The sequence below is a fragment of the Streptomyces sp. NPDC002055 genome, assembly GCF_040296705.1.
Classification (GTDB): Bacteria; Actinomycetota; Actinomycetes; order Streptomycetales; family Streptomycetaceae; genus Streptomyces.
Window position 1 is genome coordinate 25399 of record NZ_JBEOXS010000013.1, and the last position, 16873, is coordinate 42271.

Annotated in this window: 16 protein-coding genes and 1 tRNA gene; 4 read left to right on the top strand and 13 right to left on the bottom strand. The window is 72.5% G+C overall.

Annotation, left to right across the window (positions count from 1 at the left end; genetic code table 11):
* Positions 1–45: 45 nt before the first annotated feature.
* Positions 46–876, top strand: coding sequence for a DUF4231 domain-containing protein (locus ABT112_RS10305; protein ID WP_351507681.1), 831 nt, complete (start codon positions 46–48; stop codon positions 874–876).
* Complete coding sequence (locus ABT112_RS10310; protein WP_351507683.1) at positions 876–1073, top strand: hypothetical protein; 198 nt, start codon at positions 876–878, stop codon at positions 1071–1073. Before ABT112_RS10305 ends, ABT112_RS10310 begins: the two co-directional genes overlap by 1 nt.
* Positions 1074–1502: 429 nt before the next feature.
* On the opposite strand, the gene ABT112_RS10315 is transcribed toward ABT112_RS10310, so the two are convergent.
* A tRNA-Tyr gene (locus ABT112_RS10315) sits at positions 1503–1585 on the bottom strand.
* 190 nt (positions 1586–1775) lie between these two features.
* Here ABT112_RS10315 and ABT112_RS10320 point away from each other — a divergent pair.
* On the top strand, positions 1776–2264 hold the full coding sequence (locus ABT112_RS10320; RefSeq protein ID WP_351507685.1) for a YajQ family cyclic di-GMP-binding protein: 489 nt from the start codon (positions 1776–1778) through the stop codon (positions 2262–2264).
* Between the two features lie 77 nt (positions 2265–2341).
* On the opposite strand, the gene ABT112_RS10325 is transcribed toward ABT112_RS10320, so the two are convergent.
* From ABT112_RS10325 to ABT112_RS10380, 12 genes are all read right to left on the bottom strand, one after another.
* Complete coding sequence (locus ABT112_RS10325; RefSeq protein ID WP_351507687.1) at positions 2342–2734, bottom strand: YccF domain-containing protein; 393 nt, start codon at positions 2732–2734, stop codon at positions 2342–2344.
* On the bottom strand, positions 2731–3594 hold the full coding sequence (htpX, locus tag ABT112_RS10330) for a zinc metalloprotease HtpX (RefSeq protein ID WP_351507689.1): 864 nt from the start codon (positions 3592–3594) through the stop codon (positions 2731–2733). The genes ABT112_RS10325 and htpX overlap by 4 nt, the downstream gene beginning before the upstream one ends.
* A gap of 639 nt (positions 3595–4233) precedes the next feature.
* Complete coding sequence (locus ABT112_RS10335; RefSeq protein WP_351507690.1) at positions 4234–5796, bottom strand: NADH-quinone oxidoreductase subunit N; 1563 nt, start codon at positions 5794–5796, stop codon at positions 4234–4236.
* Positions 5796–7478, bottom strand: coding sequence for a complex I subunit 4 family protein (locus tag ABT112_RS10340; protein WP_351507692.1), 1683 nt, complete (start codon positions 7476–7478; stop codon positions 5796–5798). The genes ABT112_RS10335 and ABT112_RS10340 overlap by 1 nt, the downstream gene beginning before the upstream one ends.
* Positions 7479–7493: 15 nt before the next feature.
* A complete protein-coding gene (locus ABT112_RS10345; protein ID WP_351507694.1) occupies positions 7494–9488 on the bottom strand; it encodes an NADH-quinone oxidoreductase subunit 5 family protein in 1995 nt (664 codons plus the stop codon).
* 61 nt (positions 9489–9549) lie between these two features.
* Positions 9550–9933 (bottom strand): NADH-quinone oxidoreductase subunit NuoK, encoded by a 384-nt coding sequence (gene nuoK, locus ABT112_RS10350; RefSeq protein ID WP_351507697.1) that lies wholly within the window; start codon positions 9931–9933, stop codon positions 9550–9552.
* Positions 9933–10685 (bottom strand): NADH-quinone oxidoreductase subunit J family protein, encoded by a 753-nt coding sequence (locus tag ABT112_RS10355; protein WP_351507699.1) that lies wholly within the window; start codon positions 10683–10685, stop codon positions 9933–9935. Before ABT112_RS10355 ends, nuoK begins: the two co-directional genes overlap by 1 nt.
* A complete protein-coding gene (locus tag ABT112_RS10360; protein WP_351507899.1) occupies positions 10682–11263 on the bottom strand; it encodes a 4Fe-4S binding protein in 582 nt (193 codons plus the stop codon). The genes ABT112_RS10355 and ABT112_RS10360 overlap by 4 nt, the downstream gene beginning before the upstream one ends.
* Positions 11264–11367: 104 nt before the next feature.
* Positions 11368–12336 (bottom strand): complex I subunit 1/NuoH family protein, encoded by a 969-nt coding sequence (locus ABT112_RS10365; protein WP_351507701.1) that lies wholly within the window; start codon positions 12334–12336, stop codon positions 11368–11370.
* Entirely contained in the window at positions 12333–14156 is a 1824-nt protein-coding gene (locus ABT112_RS10370; protein WP_351507703.1) for an NADH-quinone oxidoreductase subunit C, read from the bottom strand. Before ABT112_RS10370 ends, ABT112_RS10365 begins: the two co-directional genes overlap by 4 nt.
* Complete coding sequence (locus ABT112_RS10375) at positions 14153–14863, bottom strand: NADH-quinone oxidoreductase subunit B (protein WP_351507704.1); 711 nt, start codon at positions 14861–14863, stop codon at positions 14153–14155. The genes ABT112_RS10370 and ABT112_RS10375 overlap by 4 nt, the downstream gene beginning before the upstream one ends.
* Positions 14854–15270 carry an NADH-quinone oxidoreductase subunit A gene (locus ABT112_RS10380; protein ID WP_351507706.1) on the bottom strand — a complete coding sequence of 139 codons (417 nt, stop codon included), beginning with the start codon at positions 15268–15270 and terminating at the stop codon, positions 14854–14856. The genes ABT112_RS10375 and ABT112_RS10380 overlap by 10 nt, the downstream gene beginning before the upstream one ends.
* Positions 15271–15523: 253 nt before the next feature.
* Here ABT112_RS10380 and ABT112_RS10385 point away from each other — a divergent pair, with 253 nt between their 5' ends.
* The gene (locus ABT112_RS10385; protein WP_351507708.1) at positions 15524–16639 is read left to right on the top strand and encodes a sensor histidine kinase; all 1116 of its coding nucleotides are present in this window, start codon (positions 15524–15526) and stop codon (positions 16637–16639) included.
* Positions 16640–16873 lie beyond the last annotated feature (234 nt).

Consider the following 16873-nt stretch of genomic DNA (forward strand, 5'->3'; position numbering starts at 1 on the left):
CAACCCGTCCGACCATCGGTCGATCAGCCCGTGGGGAAGCCGCACATGCCGCAGTCCGGCCCCGTCTTGGACCACCGCATCAACGCCCTGATAGCCCACCGGCGGACCATCGCCACCCTCCAACGCCAGATCAAACGCACGCGCCTGGCCGGCGTCGTCCGCCTCACCGGGCTGATCACCGTCGTGCTGCTGGTGCTCTCCCTGATCGGCGCGACCGCCTTCACCTGGCGCCGCTACGACATGGCGCACATCAACATCTTCGGCTTCTTCGTTCTCGTCGCCCTCGCGGCCGGATACCTCGTCTTCGAGGAGAACTTCGAGACCGGACAACCCGCGGGCCAGGACAAGCCGGTCGCGGACCTGAGACTCGACCTCGAACTCGCCGAAGAGGAAAGGGTCCTGGCCGCCGCCCACATCGCGCGCCCGGCCTATGAACGCCAGTACTCGTACCGGGACGCCATCCCCCGGGAGATCGACCGGCTGCGCGCCGAGAGCGCGACCTACCGCCGCCGGCACAACTGGCTCCAGTGGACGCTGATCCTCTGCTCGGCCGCCATCCCCGCCGTCACCGCCCTCTACGATCCACCGCAGCCCGGCAAGGGCATTCTCATCGGCCTCGGTGCCGCCGTCTCCGTCATCACCTCGGTGATGGGCTACTTCAAGTTCAAGGAGCGCGGCTTCAACCTCCATCAGACGGCCGACGCCATCGAGCAGCACGCCACCGCTCTCGATCTGGCCATCGCCCCCTACAACCGCGGGGACGAGAAAGAGAACCTGGGGCTGTTCGCCGAGAACGTCGAGTCCCTGCGCATCGAGCAACGCAAACGCGAGCAGCAGCTCGACCAGCCCCACCAGGGGCAGCAGGAGGTCGTGTGATGGCGTCCGCCCGGTACAGCCTCCACCGGTGGCTTCTGGCACCCCGCACCACCTGGCGCGCCCGACGATTACGCGCCGCCCTCCCCCACCTCGGCGGCGATCAGGCATGGCACCTCGCCCGGCTGCACGGCCACCCCGACGAGGTCCCGTACGCCCGGGCCCACCTGCGCCGGCACACCCCGGGCGCGGAGGGTTGAGACCGCGGCCCCGCTCCCCGCAGTCCTCCTCCTGACCGATCGCCGGAACGCCGGGCCGGGCCGGGCCGGGCCGGGCCGGGCCGGAGGATGCTGAACGGTCGTGGCTCGGGCAGGCCGGTGCGGGCACACCCCCGAGCACCTTCACGCCCTGTGCCGGCCCCGCCACACTGCGCGCGGACGCCCCGCCCGGCGCATCGCCGATCACGGCCCCGCACGGATTCGGCGGCTTCGGGTGAACCCCGGCGGTCCCCGCCGGGAGCGGGCACGGGCCGGGGAACAGCCGGAGCACAGCCGGGGAAGCAGGCCGGACACCGAGCGGTTTCCCCTCGGACGCCGGGAGAGGCCCGGGGCGGCAGCCCACGGCCCCGCAGAACGAGAAAACCCCTCCGCCCTGCAATTCAGCAGGTCGGAGGGGTCCTCTTCCCAATGTGGCGGGTGCAGGGTTCGAACCTGCGTAGGCGTAAGCCGACAGATTTACAGTCTGCTCCCTTTGGCCGCTCGGGCAACCCGCCGGGGATGTGGCCGGGGCGCGCTCCTGTGTCGGTGCTCCCTGGCAACGACGTAAACCATACCCGATGCCAGGGGGTGGTTCGCCACCCGGTTGATCACCGCTGGAACAGGGCCCGACTGGCTAGGCTGGCACTGCGGGCCGGGGACGGCCCCGCACACCTGACGGATCTACGTACGAGGAGCCAACTCACCATGGCCGACTCCAGTTTCGACATCGTCTCGAAGGTCGAGCGGCAGGAAGTCGACAACGCCCTCAACCAGGCGAGCCGGGAGATCTCCCAGCGGTACGACTTCAAGAACGTCGGCGCTTCGATCGAGTGGTCCGGCGAGAAGATCGAGATGCGCGCCAACTCCGAGGAGCGGGTGAAGGCGATCCTCGATGTCTTCCAGTCCAAGCTGGTCAAGCGCGGTATCTCGCTGAAGGCGCTGGACGCGGGCGAGCCCCAGGCATCGGGCAAGGAGTACAAGATCTTCGCCTCGATCGAGGAGGGGATCTCGCAGGACAACGCCAAGAAGGTCGCGAAGATCATCCGCGATGAGGGGCCGAAGGGCGTCAAGGCCCAGGTGCAGGGTGACGAGCTCCGGGTCACCTCGAAGAGCCGGGACGACCTCCAGTCCGTGATCACCCTCATCAAGGGGAAGGACCTCGACTTCGCGGTGCAGTTCGTGAACTACCGCTGAGCCCGGGCCGCCCGGGCCGGGGACGTGTGGCCCCGGCCCGGGCGGTGGTGATGGACGAGGAATTCGGCGGGTGGCCGTCAGGCGGCGGTGAACGGCCGGTCGGTGGGGACGATCTCGCGGCCGAGCGGCATCAGGGAGATCGGGATCAGCTTGAAGTTGGCGATCCCCAGCGGGATCCCGATGATCGTGATGCACAGCGCGAGCCCGGTGAAGAGATGCGCCAGGGCCAGCCACCAGCCGGCGAACACGATCCAGATGACGTTTCCGATGACGGAGCCCGCGCCGGCGTCGCGCCGGTCCACCGTCGTCCGGCCGAACGGCCAGAGGGCGTACCCCGCGATACGGAACGCGGCGATGCCGAACGGGATCGTGATGATGAGGATGCAGCAGATGACTCCCGCGACGACGTAGCCGACGGCGAGCCAGAAGCCCGACAGCACAAGCCAGATGAGATTCAGGATCGTTTTCACGGTCGATACCCTGCCATCTGCTCGAGGCGTGCGATGCGTTCGGCCATGGGGGGATGGGTGGAGAACAGCTTGGACATCCCCCGGACCGGGCCGAACGGGTTGGCGATCATCATGTGACTCGCCGTCTCCAGACGCGGTTCCGGTGGCAGCGGCAACTGCTCGGTGCCCGCCTCGAGCTTGCGCAGCGCGGAGGCGAGGGCGAGCGGGTCCCCGGTGAGCTGCGCGCCCGAGGCGTCCGCCTCGAACTCCCGGGAGCGGCTGACCGACAGTTGAATGATCGACGCGGCGAGCGGGCCGAGGAGCATCACCAGCAGCATGCCGAGGATGCCGGGCCCCTCGTCGTCGTCGGACCGGCCCACCGGGATCAGCCAGGCGAAGTTCACCAGGAACATCACCACCGAGGCGAGCGCTCCGGCGATCGACGAGATGAGGATGTCGCGGTTGTGGACGTGGCTGAGTTCATGGCCCAGGACGGCCCGGAGCTCGCGCTCGTCGAGGATCCGCAGGATGCCGTCGGTGCAGCACACGGCGGCGTTGCGGGGGTTGCGTCCGGTGGCGAAGGCGTTCGGGGCCTGGGTCGGGGAGATGTAGAGCCGTGGCATGGGCCGGCGGGCGGCGGTCGAGAGCTCGCGCACCATGCGGTAGAGCGCCGGGGCCTCGAACTCGCTGACCGGCCGGGCCCGCATGGCGCGCAGCGCCAGCTTGTCGCTGTTCCAGTAGGCGTAGGCGTTGGTGCCCAGCGCGACGACGAGCGCGATCAGCAGCCCCGCGCGGCCGAAGAGGCTGCCGATGACGATGATGAGGGCCGACAGGCCACCGAGGAGTACGGCGGTCTTCAGCCCGTTGTGCCGGCGGTGCACGCTTCGCCCTCCTGGTCGTGGCGGGGAACCCTTGACGCGGTGTTTCCACCTTCCAGTGGACCCTCCTGTACTGGTCAACGCCAGGCGGGAGGCGCTGGTTCCCCGGGTCCTGTCGTCGGGCTCCCGTCTGCTCGGCGACGCCCTGCACCCTCCCCCGCTGTCCGAAGGGCGCGGGAGGTACCCCCACTCGCCGCACGGGCCCTGACCGGAAGTACGCCCGGTACGAGGCTCCGGGCCCGGCACGCCGAGAGCACGCACCCGACGTTCGCGGAGCCCGCCCTCCGGGCGGACGACGGGAGTCCGACGCCAGGACCAGGCGCGGGCCGGGGCCGGGCCCGCGCCGTACGTACGGCCGTTCGGGTGAGGTGCGGGGCGGAGCGGGGCGCGCGCCGGGCCGGGCACGGACGGGCGGCCCGCTCGCCGATGGGCCCGCTCGCCGACGGGCCCGCTCGCCGACGGGACAGGGCGCGGCGGAGCCCGGACGCGTCAGAGCCCGGACGCGGGGGGCAGGGCGGCGCGACGGCTTGCGCGGCGCGGGGCTCGCGCGGGCCCGTGGTGGGGCCGCCGGAGCCGGGACCGTCGGGGTCACCGGGGCCGTCGAACCCGTCGAGGCCATCGAGGCCGTCGGGCCCGTCGAGGTCAGAGCAGGGTGGCGGAGGCGAAGCGCAGGACCAGCTGCGGCGCGCCCGAGAGCACCACTCCGAGGACGGCCGCCAGGCCGATGGCCGCGCCGATGGGAGCGGGGATGCGGTGCTTCACCACGGCGGCTGCCGGGGCGGTTCCGGTGCCCTCGGCGGCCTGCTCCGGGGCTCCTGCCTCCTGACCTGCCGTCGCCTCGGGGGCGGGCCGGAAGAGGACGGCGGTCCACTGGAGGTAGTAGTAGAGCGCGATCACGACGTTCACGGCCATGACGACGGCGAGCCAGCCCAGCCCCGCGTCCACGGCGACGGCGAACACGGTGACCTTCGCGAACAGGCCGATGATGCCGGGCGGGAGGCCCGCCAGGCAGAGCAGGAAGAAGCCCAGGGCGAGCGCGGCCAGGGGGCGGGAGGCGTACAGGCCGCGGTAGTCGGCGATCCGGTGGTCCGGGTGCGTCCGGGCGACGAGTGCCGCGACCGCGAACGCGCCGAGGTTCACCGCGCCGTACATCAGGGCGTACGCGACGGTGGAGCCGATGGCCCGGGCCGGGTCGTCCAGGTAGGCCGCGGCGGCGATCGGCACCAGCAGGTAGCCCGCCTGACCGACGGAGGACCAGGCCAGGAGGCGCACGGCGCTGTGCGCGCGCTCCGGCCGCTGCCGCAGTGCGCCGACGTTGCCCGCGGTCATGGTGAGGGCGGCGAGGACGGCCACGATCGGGCCCCACACGTCGGCGTACGCGGGGAACGCCAGGACCGTCACCAGGATGAGCCCGGAGAAGCCGACGGCCTTGCCGACCACCGAGAGATAGGCGGCGACCGGCAGCGGCGCGCCCACATAGGTGTCGGGGACCCAGAAGTGGAACGGAACGGCGGCCGCCTTGAAGGCGAATCCCACCAGGGTGAGGGCGACTCCGGCGGTGACGAGGGAGTCGAACCGGACGGGGACGTCGGTGAGCCCGTCGGCGATCCGGGAGAGGTGCAGGCTGCCGGTGGCGGCGTAGAGGAAGCTGACGCCGAGCAGCATGACGGCGGTCGCGGCGACGGACGACAGGAAGAACTTGAGCGCGGCCTCGGAGGAGAGCCGGTCGCCGCGGCGCATGCCGACGAGGGCGAACGCGGGCAGGGAGGCGACTTCCAGGGCGATGACGAGGGTCGCGAGGTCACGGGAGGCCGGCAGCAGGGCGGCGCCCGCGGCCGAGGACAGCAGCAGGAACCAGAACTCACCAGCGGGGAGGGCGGAGTCCCGCACGGCGCTCATCGACAGCAGGGCGGCGAGCAGCGCCCCGCCGAGCACCAGCAGTTGGATGATCACCGTGAAGTGGTCGGCGGCATAGCTGCAGACGTCGGGGTCGGAGGTGAGGCAGAACGTCGTCCGGTCGCCCCCGACGAGGGGCAGCAGCGACAGCGCGGCCAGCGTCAGGCCCGCGACGGTGACCGGGCCGAGCAGGGCCTTGCGCCGCTCGGGCAGGAACAGGTCCGCGACGAGGACGATCAGGGCCACCACCGCGGCGATGGTGGGCGGGGCGATCGCGAGCCAGTCGACGGACTGGACGAGGGAGGTCATCAGCTGCCTCCTCCGAGGAGGTTCTGCACGGCCGGGTCGGTGAGCCCCAGGAGGGCCGCGGGCCAGAGTCCGGCGAGGACGGTGAGGGCGACGAGGGGGGTCCAGGCGGCGAATTCGTACCCCTGGACATCGGTGAGGACGGGCGCGGCGGCCGGTCCGTCCGGCACGGGGGCCGGTGCGCTCGCGGCGCGTGCCGCTGCGGGCGTCGCCGCGGTCGCGGGCTTCGGTGCCGTGAGTTCGGGCGCTCCGGCCGGGACCTCGGGCTCCTCGCCGGGCCGCTCCCCCATGCACACCCGCCGGACGACCACGAGCAGATAGCCGGCGGTGAGCACGGTGCCCAGTCCGGCGAGGGCCATGAACGTCAGGTATGCGGACCGGCTGAGCCCCGCGGCGGGGTCGAAGGCCGCGAACATCGCCAGCATCTCGCCCCAGAAGCCGGCGAGGCCGGGGAGGCCGAGGGAGGCGACGGCCGCGAAGACGAGCAGCCCGCCCAGCCGCGGCGCCTTGCCGTAGAGGGCGGCGCCGGTCGCTCCGGCGAGGGTGTCCAGGTCGGTCGAGCCGTAGCGGTCCTTGACCGCGCCGACCAGGAAGAAGAGGAGGCCGGTGATGAGGCCGTGGGCGATGTTGGCGAACAGCGCGCCGTTGAGCCCGGTGGGGGTGAGGGTGGCGATGCCCAGCAGCACGAAGCCCATGTGCCCCACGGAGGAGTAGGCGATCAGGCGCTTGAGGTCGCCCTTCGCGCCGGTGCGGGCGAGGGCGAGGCAGGCCAGGGACCCGTAGACGATGCCGACGGCGGCGAAGGCCGCGAGGTACGGGGCGAAGGTGTGGGCGCCCTCCGGGACGACCGGCAGCACGATCCGCACGAAGCCGTACGTGCCCATCTTCAGCAGCACACCGGCCAGCAGCACCGAGCCCACGGTGGGGGCGGCGGTGTGGGCGTCCGGGAGCCAGCTGTGCAGCGGCCACATCGGGGCCTTCACGGCGAGGCCGATGCCGATGGCGAGGGCGGCGATCAGTTGCGTGGTGTGACTGAGCGATGACCCGTTGTCAGTGGCGAGTGCCACCATGTCGAACGTGCCGCCCTTGAGCCCGACGAGGAGGAGACCGAGCAGCATGACGACGGAGCCGAGCAGGGTGTAGAGGATGAACTTCCAGGCCGAGGCCGTGCGGCCGGCGCCGCCCCAGCGGGCGATCAGGAAGTACATCGGGATGAGCACCATCTCGAACGCCAGGAAGAACAGCAGCAGATCGAGGACGGCGAAGGTGGCGAGGGTGCCGGCCTCGAGCACGAGGATCAGCGCGACGAACCCGCGGGCGGAGGGGCCCTCGGGCATCCGGAAGTAGGAGTACAGCGCGCAGAGGAAGGTCAGCAGTGCGGTGAGGACGAGCAGGGGGAGCGAGATGCCGTCGATGCCAAGGTGGATCCGGACGTCGAGAGCGGGGATCCAGCTGATGTCCGTGGTGGCCTGCATCCGGGCCGGGTGGTCGTGGTCGAATCCGGCGGCCAGCGCGACGGACAGGGCGAGGACCACCCCGGTGACGGTGACGCCGTGGCGCAGCACGGCCTGTTCGGGGTTGCGGCCCTTCAGCCCGGGCGGCGCCGGCAGCAGGGCGGCGAGAGCGCCGAGCAGCGGCAGCACGACGACGCCGGCGAGGAGGTACTGCATAACGGTGTCATTCATGGGTCCACTCATGGCTCACGCTCCGGCGGCGACGAGGACGGCGGCGATGGCCAGGACGGCGGAGCCGGCGAGCAGCGCACCCAGATAGGTCTGCACATTGCCGGTCTGGGCGCGGCGGACGGCCGCACCGAGCAGGCGGGCGCCGGTGCCGGCGCCGCTGACGTAGGTGTCGACGACCTCGCGGTCGAGGAAGCGGACCAGTTCGGCCGCCGCGCGCACCGGGCGGACGAACAGGGCGGAGTACAGGGCGTCGAGGTGGAAGCCGTGCGCCGCGGGGCCGTGGAGGGGGCCGAGGAGCAGCCGCCCGGGGTCGGCGGGGTCCTGCGCGGTGGCGATGTCCCCGTACACCTCCTCGTGGGTGGCGATGGCCTCGATCTCGGTGAGGGCGGGCTCGGCGTGGGGGTGCGCCACGACGGCGCCGACCGGCACCTCCCGGGCGACGGCGGTGGTGTGCCGCCAGGCGCCGTAGGTGATCAGGGCGCCGGCGAGGGCGAGGCCGGTGCCGAGGACGGAGGTGGTGAGGGTCGGGCCGAGGGGACGGCCGTCGAACCAGTCGGGGAGCACCCCGGCCGTGATGCCGAACGCGGCGGTGGGGACGAACAGCACCCACAGCACGGCGTTCATGACGAACGGCTGCCGGCCGAGGTCGGGGGCGGCGGCGCCCCGGCCGCGGAAGGCCAGGAGCCAGAGGCGGGTGGCGTAGCCCGCGGTGAGGAGGGCGGTGAGCAGACCGGAGACGAGGACGATCCAGCCGGCGGTGCCGGGGATCCGCTCGGCGTGGCCGGTCGCGGCGTGCTCGGCGGCGCCGAGGACGGCTTCCTTGGAGAAGAAGCCGGCGAACGGCGGAATGGCGGCGAGCGCGAGCAGGGCGACGGTCATCGTCCAGAACGCGTCGGGGATGCGCCGGCTCAGTCCGCTCATGCGGGACATGGCGGCCAGCGAGTTGGTTCCGGCGGCGGCGATGACGACACCGGCGCCGAGGAAGAGGAGGCCCTTGAACGCACCGTGGGAGATGAGGTGGAAGACGGCGGCGCCGCGGTCGCCGACGGCGAGCGCACCGGTCAGGTAGCCGAGCTGGCCGATCGTCGAATAGGCCAGGACCCGCTTGATGTCGTCCTGCGCGAGGGCGGCCAGGGCGGACCCGACCATGGTGACGGCGGCCATCACGGCGAGGACCACCAGGGCCGCCGCGGAGGAGAGGAAGACGGGCAGCAGCCGGGCCACGAAGTACACACCGGCGGCGACCATCGTGGCGGCGTGGATCAGCGCGGACACCGGGGTGGGGCCGGCCATCGCGTCGGGCAGCCAGGTGTGCAGCGGGAACTGTGCCGACTTGCCGGCGACTCCGGCGAGCAGCAGCAGCGCGATCACGGTGGGGTGGTCCAGACCGTCGCCGGAGACGGTGGCGGTGAGGATCCCGTTGATGCGGAAGGTCCCGGCGTCGGCGGCGAGCGCGAACAGGCCGAAGAGGAAGGGGACGTCGCCGAGCTTGGTGACGAGGAACGCCTTGAGGGAGGCGGAGCGGGCGGCCTCGGTCTCCCAGTAGTGGCCGACGAGGAAGTACGAGCAGATGCCCATGATCTCCCAGCCGACCAGCAGCACCATCAGGTCGCCGGTGTAGACGACGAGCAGCATGGCGGAGGTGAAGAGGGAGACGATCGCGGCGTACGAGGCGTAGCGCGGGTCGTTCCGCAGGTAGCCGGTGGAGTAGAGCTGCACGCAGGTGGCGACGGTGCCGACGAGCACGGCCACGAGGGCGGCGAAGCCGTCGATGTGGAGCGCCAGGTCGATCGGGACCGAGCCGGTGGGGGTGAGCCGGGTCGCGGCGTCGATCGCCGCTCCCCCGCCCTGCCGGACGGCGACCAGGGCGGCCAGGACGCCGGCGACCGCGGTCGGGAGGATGGCCAGCGGCCGGACGAAGCCGGGGGCCCGGCGGCCGAGGAGCAGGCCCGCGGCCGCTCCGAGGAACGGCAGCAGCGGGACGAGGACGGCGAGAGTCGTGGTCGTCACGCGGCGGCCTCCGCCTGGTCTGCCGTGAGGTACGAGGGGAACGAGGGGAGGGACGGGACGGTCATGTGGCGGCCTCCGCCTTCTCCGCCGTGCCGGCTCGCCCGGCCGCCGCCCCGTCCGGGGCGTCGCCGGGGCCGGCGGTGTCGGCGAGGTCGCGGAGCCGGTCGACGTCGGAGCTGCCGCGGTTGCGGTACACGAGCAGCACGATCGCCAGGCCGATGCCGATCTCGGCGGCGGCGATGGCGATGGTGAAGAGCGTGAGGGCCTGTCCGGCGTGGAGGGAGTCGCGGAGCCAGACGTCGAAGGCGACGAGGTTGAGGTTGACGGCGTTGAGCATCAGCTCGACGGACATCAGGACCAGGATCGCGTTGCGCCGGGCGAGCACGCCGTAGACACCGGTGCAGAAGAGGAGGACGGCCAGTACGGCGGGATAGGCGAGATGCATCAGCGCTTCCCCTCCTCGGTGTCCTGGCGGGCGGTGTCCTGACGGGCGGTGTCCTGGCGCGTGGTGTTCTGGCGCGTGGTGTCGTGGCGCGTGGTGTCGTGGCGGGGTGATGCGCCGCTGCTCCGGCCCGTGGCGGATCGGCTGCCGGCTGCGGTGGCGCCGGCCGGGCCGGATGCCGTTCCGCCGCCCTGCCCACCGTTCTTGCCGTCGTCCTTCGCGTCGTCCTTGCGGGACAGGACGATCGCGCCCACCAGCGCGGCGAGCAGCAGGACGGACAGGGCCTCGAAGGGCAGCACCCAGTGCTGGAAGAGGATCTCTCCGGAGACCTTCGTCGTCCCCTGGGCGGGGCCGTCGAGGTCGATCCAGGTGGCGCGGAAGGCGTCCACGACCACCCAGACCAGCGCGGCGGCAGCGGCGACGGCCACGGCGAGCGCGACGGGGCGGTTGCCGGAGTCGGCGTCCGGGGACCGGCCGATGGGGGCCCGGGTGAGCATCAGTCCGAAGAGGAGGAGCACCACGACGGAGCCGACGTAGATCAGCACCTGCACCCAGGCGATGAACTCGGCGGTGAGGAGGAGGTACTCGACGGCGAGCCCGCCGAGCGTCACGACCAGCCACAGCGCGGCGTGCACCAGCTGCTTGGTCGTGACGGTGACGAGGGCCGCGCCGAAGGTGACGAGTCCGACGAGGAGAAAGGCGATCTCGACCCCGGTCGGCGAGAGGAACCCGGGGTGGCCTGCTGCGAGGATCACGCGCCGTCCTCCCGCTGCTCCCCGGCGGCCTGCTGCCGTGCCTGTTCCGCGGCCTGCTGCTGTTCGGCGGCCTGCTGTTGTTCGGCGGCCTGCTGTTCCGCGGCCTGTTGTTCGGCGGCGGCCAGCTTGTCCGCGGTCTTGCGGGCGGCGCCGAGCTCCTTCGGTTCCTCGGCGGCCGCGTCGAGCGCGGGCGGCGCGGGCACGGTCCACATCCAGTCGCGCAGCTTGTCGCGCTCGTGGGTGAGGTCGTGGATGTCCTCCTCCGCGTACTCGAACTCCGGGGACCAGAACAGCGCGTCGAACGGGCACACCTCGATGCAGATACCGCAGTACATGCACAGGGCGAAGTCGATGGCGAAGCGGTCCAGCACGTTGCGGCTGCGCTCCCGGCCGCCGGGGGCGGCGGGCGGCACCGTCTCCTTGTGGGAGTCGATGTAGATGCACCAGTCCGGGCACTCACGGGCGCACAGCATGCAGACCGTGCAGTTCTCCTCGAACAGCCCGATGACGCCACGGGTGCGGGGCGGCAGCTCGGGCTGCACGTCCGGGTACTGCGCGGTGACCGAGCGCCGCGTCATCGTCCGGAGCGTGACGGCGAGGCCCTTGGCGAGGCCACTGCCGGGGAACGACGAGCGTCCGGAGGTCTTCTCCTCGGGAGCGGGGCCGGGCGACGGACGGGACACTACTGGATCACCACCTTGACGATGCCGGTGAGCGCGATCTGGGCGAGGGCGAGCGGGATGAGAACGGTCCAGGCGAGTTTCTGGAGCTGGTCCTCACGGAGCCGGGGATAGCTGACCCGTAGCCAGATGACGACGAAGGCGAGGAGCGCGGTCTTGAGCAGGGTCCACACCCAGCCGAGGCCGTCGGCGCCGAACGGGCCGTGCCAGCCGCCGAGGAAGAGGACGGTCGTCAGCCCGCAGAGCACGACGATGCCCGCGTACTCGGCGAGCAGGAACAGCGCGAAGCGCAGGCCCGTGTACTCGGTGTACGCGCCGAAGATGATCTCCGAGTCGGCCACCGGCATGTCGAACGGGGGCCGCTGGAGCTCGGCCAGGCCCGCCGTGAAGAAGACGAGCCCGCCGACGATCTGCCACGGCACCCACCACCACTGGAAACCGTCGAGGATCCCGACGAGGGAGACGGTGCCCGCCGCCATGGCCACGGACCCCGCGGCCAGCAGCATGGGCAGCTCGTACGCCAGCAGCTGGGCGGCGGTGCGCAGGCCGCCCAGGAGGGAGAACTTGTTCGCCGAGGCCCAGCCCGCCATCAGCGAACCGAGGACGCCGACGCCCATGACCGCGAGGACGTAGAAGATGCCCGCGTCGATGACCTGCCCGACGGCCCCGTCGCCGGGGCCGATGGGAATCGCGATGATCACGAGCAGGTACGGGAGCAGGGCGACGGCGGGGGCCAGCTGGAAGATCCGCCGGTCGGCACCGGCCGGGACGACGTCCTCCTTCTGCGCGAACTTCACACCGTCGGCGACGAGCTGGGCCCACCCGTGGAACCCGCCCGCGTACATCGGTCCGAGACGGCCCTGCATATGAGCCATGACCTTGTGCTCGGTCTGGCCCACGACCAGCGGAAGGACGAGGAACCCGGCGAAGACGGCGATCAACCGCCAGGTGACGTCGAGGACGTCGCTCATGCGGTTCCGCCTTCCTCGGCTTCGGCCTCGGACTCGTCCTGACCTGCTGATTTCGATGCTTCGGTGGTGGTACGGGCACCCGGTGCGTCCCTGCCCGCGGGCCGGTCGCCCCCTCGGCCTCGGCTCGGGTCACGGCTGCCGGTTTCCTCGCCACTGGCGGTTCCGTCGCCGGCACCGGCCTCGGCTGTACCGCCGGTCGCGGCCTTGCTTCCGGTTCCGTCACCGCTGCCGGCCGCGTCACCGGTGCTGGTTCCGTCGCCGCTGCTGGTTCCGTCACCGCCGGCTGTCGCGTCGCCGCTGCCGCTGCCGCTGCCGGCCTCGGGGCTGCCGGTTCCGGCCTTGCCGTCTGCTCGGTCGTCGAAGGCCGGGCGGGCGTGATGCCACGGGGCGTCCGAGGAACGCTGTGCCCGGGACGTCCGGGCGGAGACTTCCGCGTCCGGGGTGCCGGCCGCGCCCTCCGGTTCACCGCTGCCGCCCTGCGGAGAGCCGGCTGCGGAGGCATCCGCCGCCGCGCCGTCGGCTTCCTCGGGCCGGTTCTGGCTCACCGAGCCCTGGCGCGCGCTCCGGCTACGGCGCGCGGGGCGCTCGGCGGCGCCCGCCGCGGCCGATGCCCCCGGCGCAGCCACTGTTCCGTCGGCCGCCGCAGAGCTTCCGGCCGATGGCATCTGCGCGGCCGAAGGGGTCTGCGGAGCCGAAGGGGTCTGCGTGGCCGAAGGAGTCCGGGCGGTCGTCGAGTCCTGCCCGGCCGGCGAAGTCCGTTCCGCCGTGGCGCCCTGTGCCGCACTCGGGGCAGCCTCGGGCGCGTTCCGCGGGGTCTCGCCCGCCGGACTCTGGCTCGCCGAGCCCGCGCCCGCGGTGCGGGCTCGGCGCGGCGGGCGCTCGCCCGCGGCAGCGCGGGCGCCACGGGCCGGGCGGGCCGGCGCCGGCGGGAGCTGGCCCTTGAGCGGCCCCCACTCGTTGGGGTCGGGGACGCCGGGCGGGAGCATCTGCCGCCGCTTCGGGCCGCCGTGGTCGGACTCGCCCGGCTCCTTGGCACCGGGCCAGGCCTTGACGACCCGGGCCGCCAGCACGAAGTCCTTGCGCAGCGGGTGTCCCTCGAAGCCGTCGGGAAGCAGCAGCGGCGCCAGCTGCGGATGGCCGGTGAAGTCGACGCCGAACATCTCGTGCGTCTCGCGCTCGTGCCAGCCCGCTCCGGCGTACACACCGGTCGCGGTCGGCAGCACGGCGGCGCCGTGCGGCACGGTGGTGCGCAGCAGCAGGCGGCGCGGCGGGCCGTCCACCGCCAGGGCGACGACATGGGCGGACACGCGGAAGCCGGCGTCCGCCTCGTCGACGGCGCTCAGCCAGTCGAAGTAGGTGCAGCCGAGGGTGTCCCGGGCCGTCTCCAGCGCGCCGATCCACTCGGCGGCCGGAACGTCGACGGTGAGCAGGTCGTACGCCTCCTCGGCCTGCGCCCCGGCGCCGAAGAGCTCCTCGGCGGTCCGCGGAAGCCAGCCGACGGGCGGCGGTGCAGCGGCCCCGGCTGCCTCGGCGGCCTCGGAGTCCCCAGCAGCCCCGGTGTCCCCGGCGGCTGCTGCACTCCCGTCACCCGCTGCGGCATCGCCCGCGGCTCCGCCGTTGCCGACGGCTCCGCCGCTCCCCGCAGGTGCGGAGTCCTGGGCGGGTGCGGCGTTCTGGGCAGGTGCGGAGTCGGGTGCGGGTGCGGAGTCCTGGGCAGGTGCGGATGCAGGCTGCGCGGACGCGGCGTTCCCGGCGGACGGCTGCTTCCCGGGCTCCTGAGGGGTGGCCTGCTCCTCGCCCCGCTCGGTGGGCTCGGTCACCGGTCCCCCTCCTCGGTGCTTCCCTGGTCACCCGGCGCCGGGCGATCCGCCGCCGTACCGGCGCCCTGCGACGGCTGCTCCGGGCCCGTGACCAGGCCGCTTCGCAGCGCCGCCGTCGAGGGGCGGCCCGCGGCGCCGGCGGCCCGGCCGGACGCGTACCGCTCGCTCAGGGACTCCCGCGCGATCTTCTCCTGGAGCTTGAGGATGCCCTGGAGCAGCGCCTCGGGGCGGGGCGGGCAGCCCGGGACGTACACGTCCACGGGGATGATCTGGTCGACGCCCTTGGTCACCGCGTACGAGTCCCAGTAGGGGCCGCCGCAGTTCGAGCAGGCGCCGAAGGAGATCACGTACTTCGGCTCGGGCATCTGCTCGTAGAGCCGCTTGACCGCGGGCGCCATCTTGTCCGTGACCGTGCCGGACACGATCATCAGGTCGGCCTGCCGCGGACCGGGCGCGAACGGGATCACGCCGAGCCGGATGAAGTCGTGGCGGGCCATGGAGGCGGCGATGAACTCGATCGCGCAGCAGGCGAGCCCGAAGTTGAACACCCACAGGCTGTAGCGGCGGCCCCAGTTCAGGACCACCTTCATCGGCTCGGGCGCGAGGCGGGCGAGCGGGCCCAGCCGGCGCGGCTCGGGCAGCAGTTCAGGGGCGGATGTCGCGTCCACAGCAGTTGTCGCGTCCACAGGAGTCGGTGTCACGTCCATTCCAGGACGCCCTTCTTCCAGGCGTACAGCAGGCCCACGGCGAGGAAGCCGAGGAAGATGAACATCTCCACGAGCGTCGTTCCGCCGTAGCCCGGGGCGGCGAAGATCGTCGCCCAGGGGAACAGGAAGATCGAGTCCACAGCGAAGATCACGTACAGGAAGGCGTAGACGTAGTAGCGGACCTGGGTGTGCGCCCAGCCCTCGCCGACGGGGTCGACGCCGCACTCGTACGTCAGCAGCTTCTCCGGGGTCGGAACCACGGGCCGCAGCAGCCGCCCGGCCCCGAAGGCCACGGCCACGAACAGTATCCCGACCACCGCGAGCAGGCCGACCACCGAATAGCTCTGGAAGTAGTCGGCCGCCAGCTGGACGGGTGCCGTGCGCACGGTCGGCGTCGGCTCGAGCACGTCCGCCCCTCGCTCCCTGACTGCCTTGTTGGACGATCTGTACGCAGGCGAGTCTAGGCCCTGCCCGATCCGCCGTGACCAGCCGTCTCACGGGGTGGTGACGCACCGGTGGGGTTATCCCCACCGCAACCCACCCAAGCACCCCATGGCGCACGGGTCGCCCGGCCGGGCAGGGTGATCTCCATGACCGAGAACACCCCGGGGTCCGGCGGCGCCGGCAACGACGACCGGCCGCCCCCCCGCACGCATCGCGATGGGCGCGCAGACCTGGCGCGAGATCGCCCACCTCCTGGCCAACCTGCCGATGACGCTCCTCGGCTTCGTCTACACCTATGTATGGCTCGCCCTCGCCGTCGGGCTCTCGGTGACCGTGATCGGGCTGCCGCTGCTCGCCTTCGGCCTGTCCGGGGCGCGGGCGCTCGGCAAGGGGGAGCGCGGGCGCGCGCGGAGGCTGCTGGGGGTGCGGATCGACGAGCCGAGTCCGCTGCCGCGCCCGGCGCGGGAGGGCCTCTTCCCCTGGGTGTGGAACAGCCTGAAGGATCCGGTGGGCTGGCGCACCGCCCTGTACGGCCTGATCCGGCTCCCGTGGGGTGTGGTGACGTTCGTCCTGACGCTCGTCGCCCTGCTGGTGGCGTGGCCGGTGCTGCCGTACATCGCACGCGGGCTGGCCAACGTGGACCGTGCCATGGTCCGCGGGCTGCTCTCCCCCTCCAGCGAGCTGGAGCGGCGGATCGCTGAGCTGGAGTCGGACCGCGGGACGGTCGTCGACACCGCCGCCGCCGACCTCCGCCGCATCGAACGCGACCTCCACGACGGCGCCCAGGCCCGCCTCGTCGCCCTCGCCATGGACCTCGGCCTCGCAAAAGAAAAACTCCTCGAGGACCCCGAAGCCGCCGCCCGCATGGTCGACGAAGCCCACGGCGAAGTGAAACTCGCCCTCCAGGAACTCCGCGACCTCGCCCGCGGCATCCACCCCGCCATCCTCACCGACCGCGGCCTCGAAGCGGCGCTGTCCTCGCTGGCGGGGCGGTGCACCGTACCGACGAAGGTGGCCGCGGAGCTGCCGGCCCGGCCCGCGCCCGCCGTGGAGGGCATCGCCTACTTCACCGTCTCCGAACTGCTCCAGAACATCAGCAAGCACAGCCGCGCGCGGACCGCGCAGGTCGAGCTGTGGCGGTCGGGCGACCGGCTGCTGATCCGGGTGACGGACGACGGACGGGGCGGCGCGCTGCCGGACCGCGGGAGCGGGCTGGCGGGGCTGACCGAGCGGCTGAGGTCGGTGGACGGGCTGCTCGTGGTCGACTCACCGGAGGGCGGCCCGACGGTGGTGACGGCGGAGCTGCCCTGGCGGGACCGGGGGCAGGGCTGATCCCGTCCGCGCACGGCTGCCTCTCCGCGTGCGGCTGCTTCCCTTCGTCGGGCGGCGGCTTCCCTCCGTCGCGTGACTGCTTCTGTCCGCGGCGCGACTGCTGCGACGACGGCGCTTCCACAAGCCACTTCCATCCATCTCACGACTGATTCCGTGCGCGCGTGACCGATTCCGTTTCGGCTGCCCGTCCCTGCCTCCGGGCCACCGCCCCCGAGCACGGACTCCGGCGGGGTC

Coding starts and splice junctions, on each gene's coding strand:
- ABT112_RS10360 (WP_351507899.1), bottom strand. CDS start 11,263: ATGACGCGGCGCTCGGTCACCGCGCAGTACCCGGACGTGCAGCCCGAG.
- ABT112_RS10305 (WP_351507681.1), top strand. CDS start 46: ATGCCGCAGTCCGGCCCCGTCTTGGACCACCGCATCAACGCCCTGATA.
- ABT112_RS10340 (WP_351507692.1), bottom strand. CDS start 7,478: ATGAATGACACCGTTATGCAGTACCTCCTCGCCGGCGTCGTCGTGCTG.
- ABT112_RS10335 (WP_351507690.1), bottom strand. CDS start 5,796: ATGACCTCCCTCGTCCAGTCCGTCGACTGGCTCGCGATCGCCCCGCCC.
- ABT112_RS10375 (WP_351507704.1), bottom strand. CDS start 14,863: ATGGACGTGACACCGACTCCTGTGGACGCGACAACTGCTGTGGACGCG.
- ABT112_RS10320 (WP_351507685.1), top strand. CDS start 1,776: ATGGCCGACTCCAGTTTCGACATCGTCTCGAAGGTCGAGCGGCAGGAA.
- nuoK (WP_351507697.1), bottom strand. CDS start 9,933: ATGCATCTCGCCTATCCCGCCGTACTGGCCGTCCTCCTCTTCTGCACC.
- ABT112_RS10365 (WP_351507701.1), bottom strand. CDS start 12,336: ATGAGCGACGTCCTCGACGTCACCTGGCGGTTGATCGCCGTCTTCGCC.
- ABT112_RS10310 (WP_351507683.1), top strand. CDS start 876: ATGGCGTCCGCCCGGTACAGCCTCCACCGGTGGCTTCTGGCACCCCGC.
- ABT112_RS10385 (WP_351507708.1), top strand. CDS start 15,524: ATGGGCGCGCAGACCTGGCGCGAGATCGCCCACCTCCTGGCCAACCTG.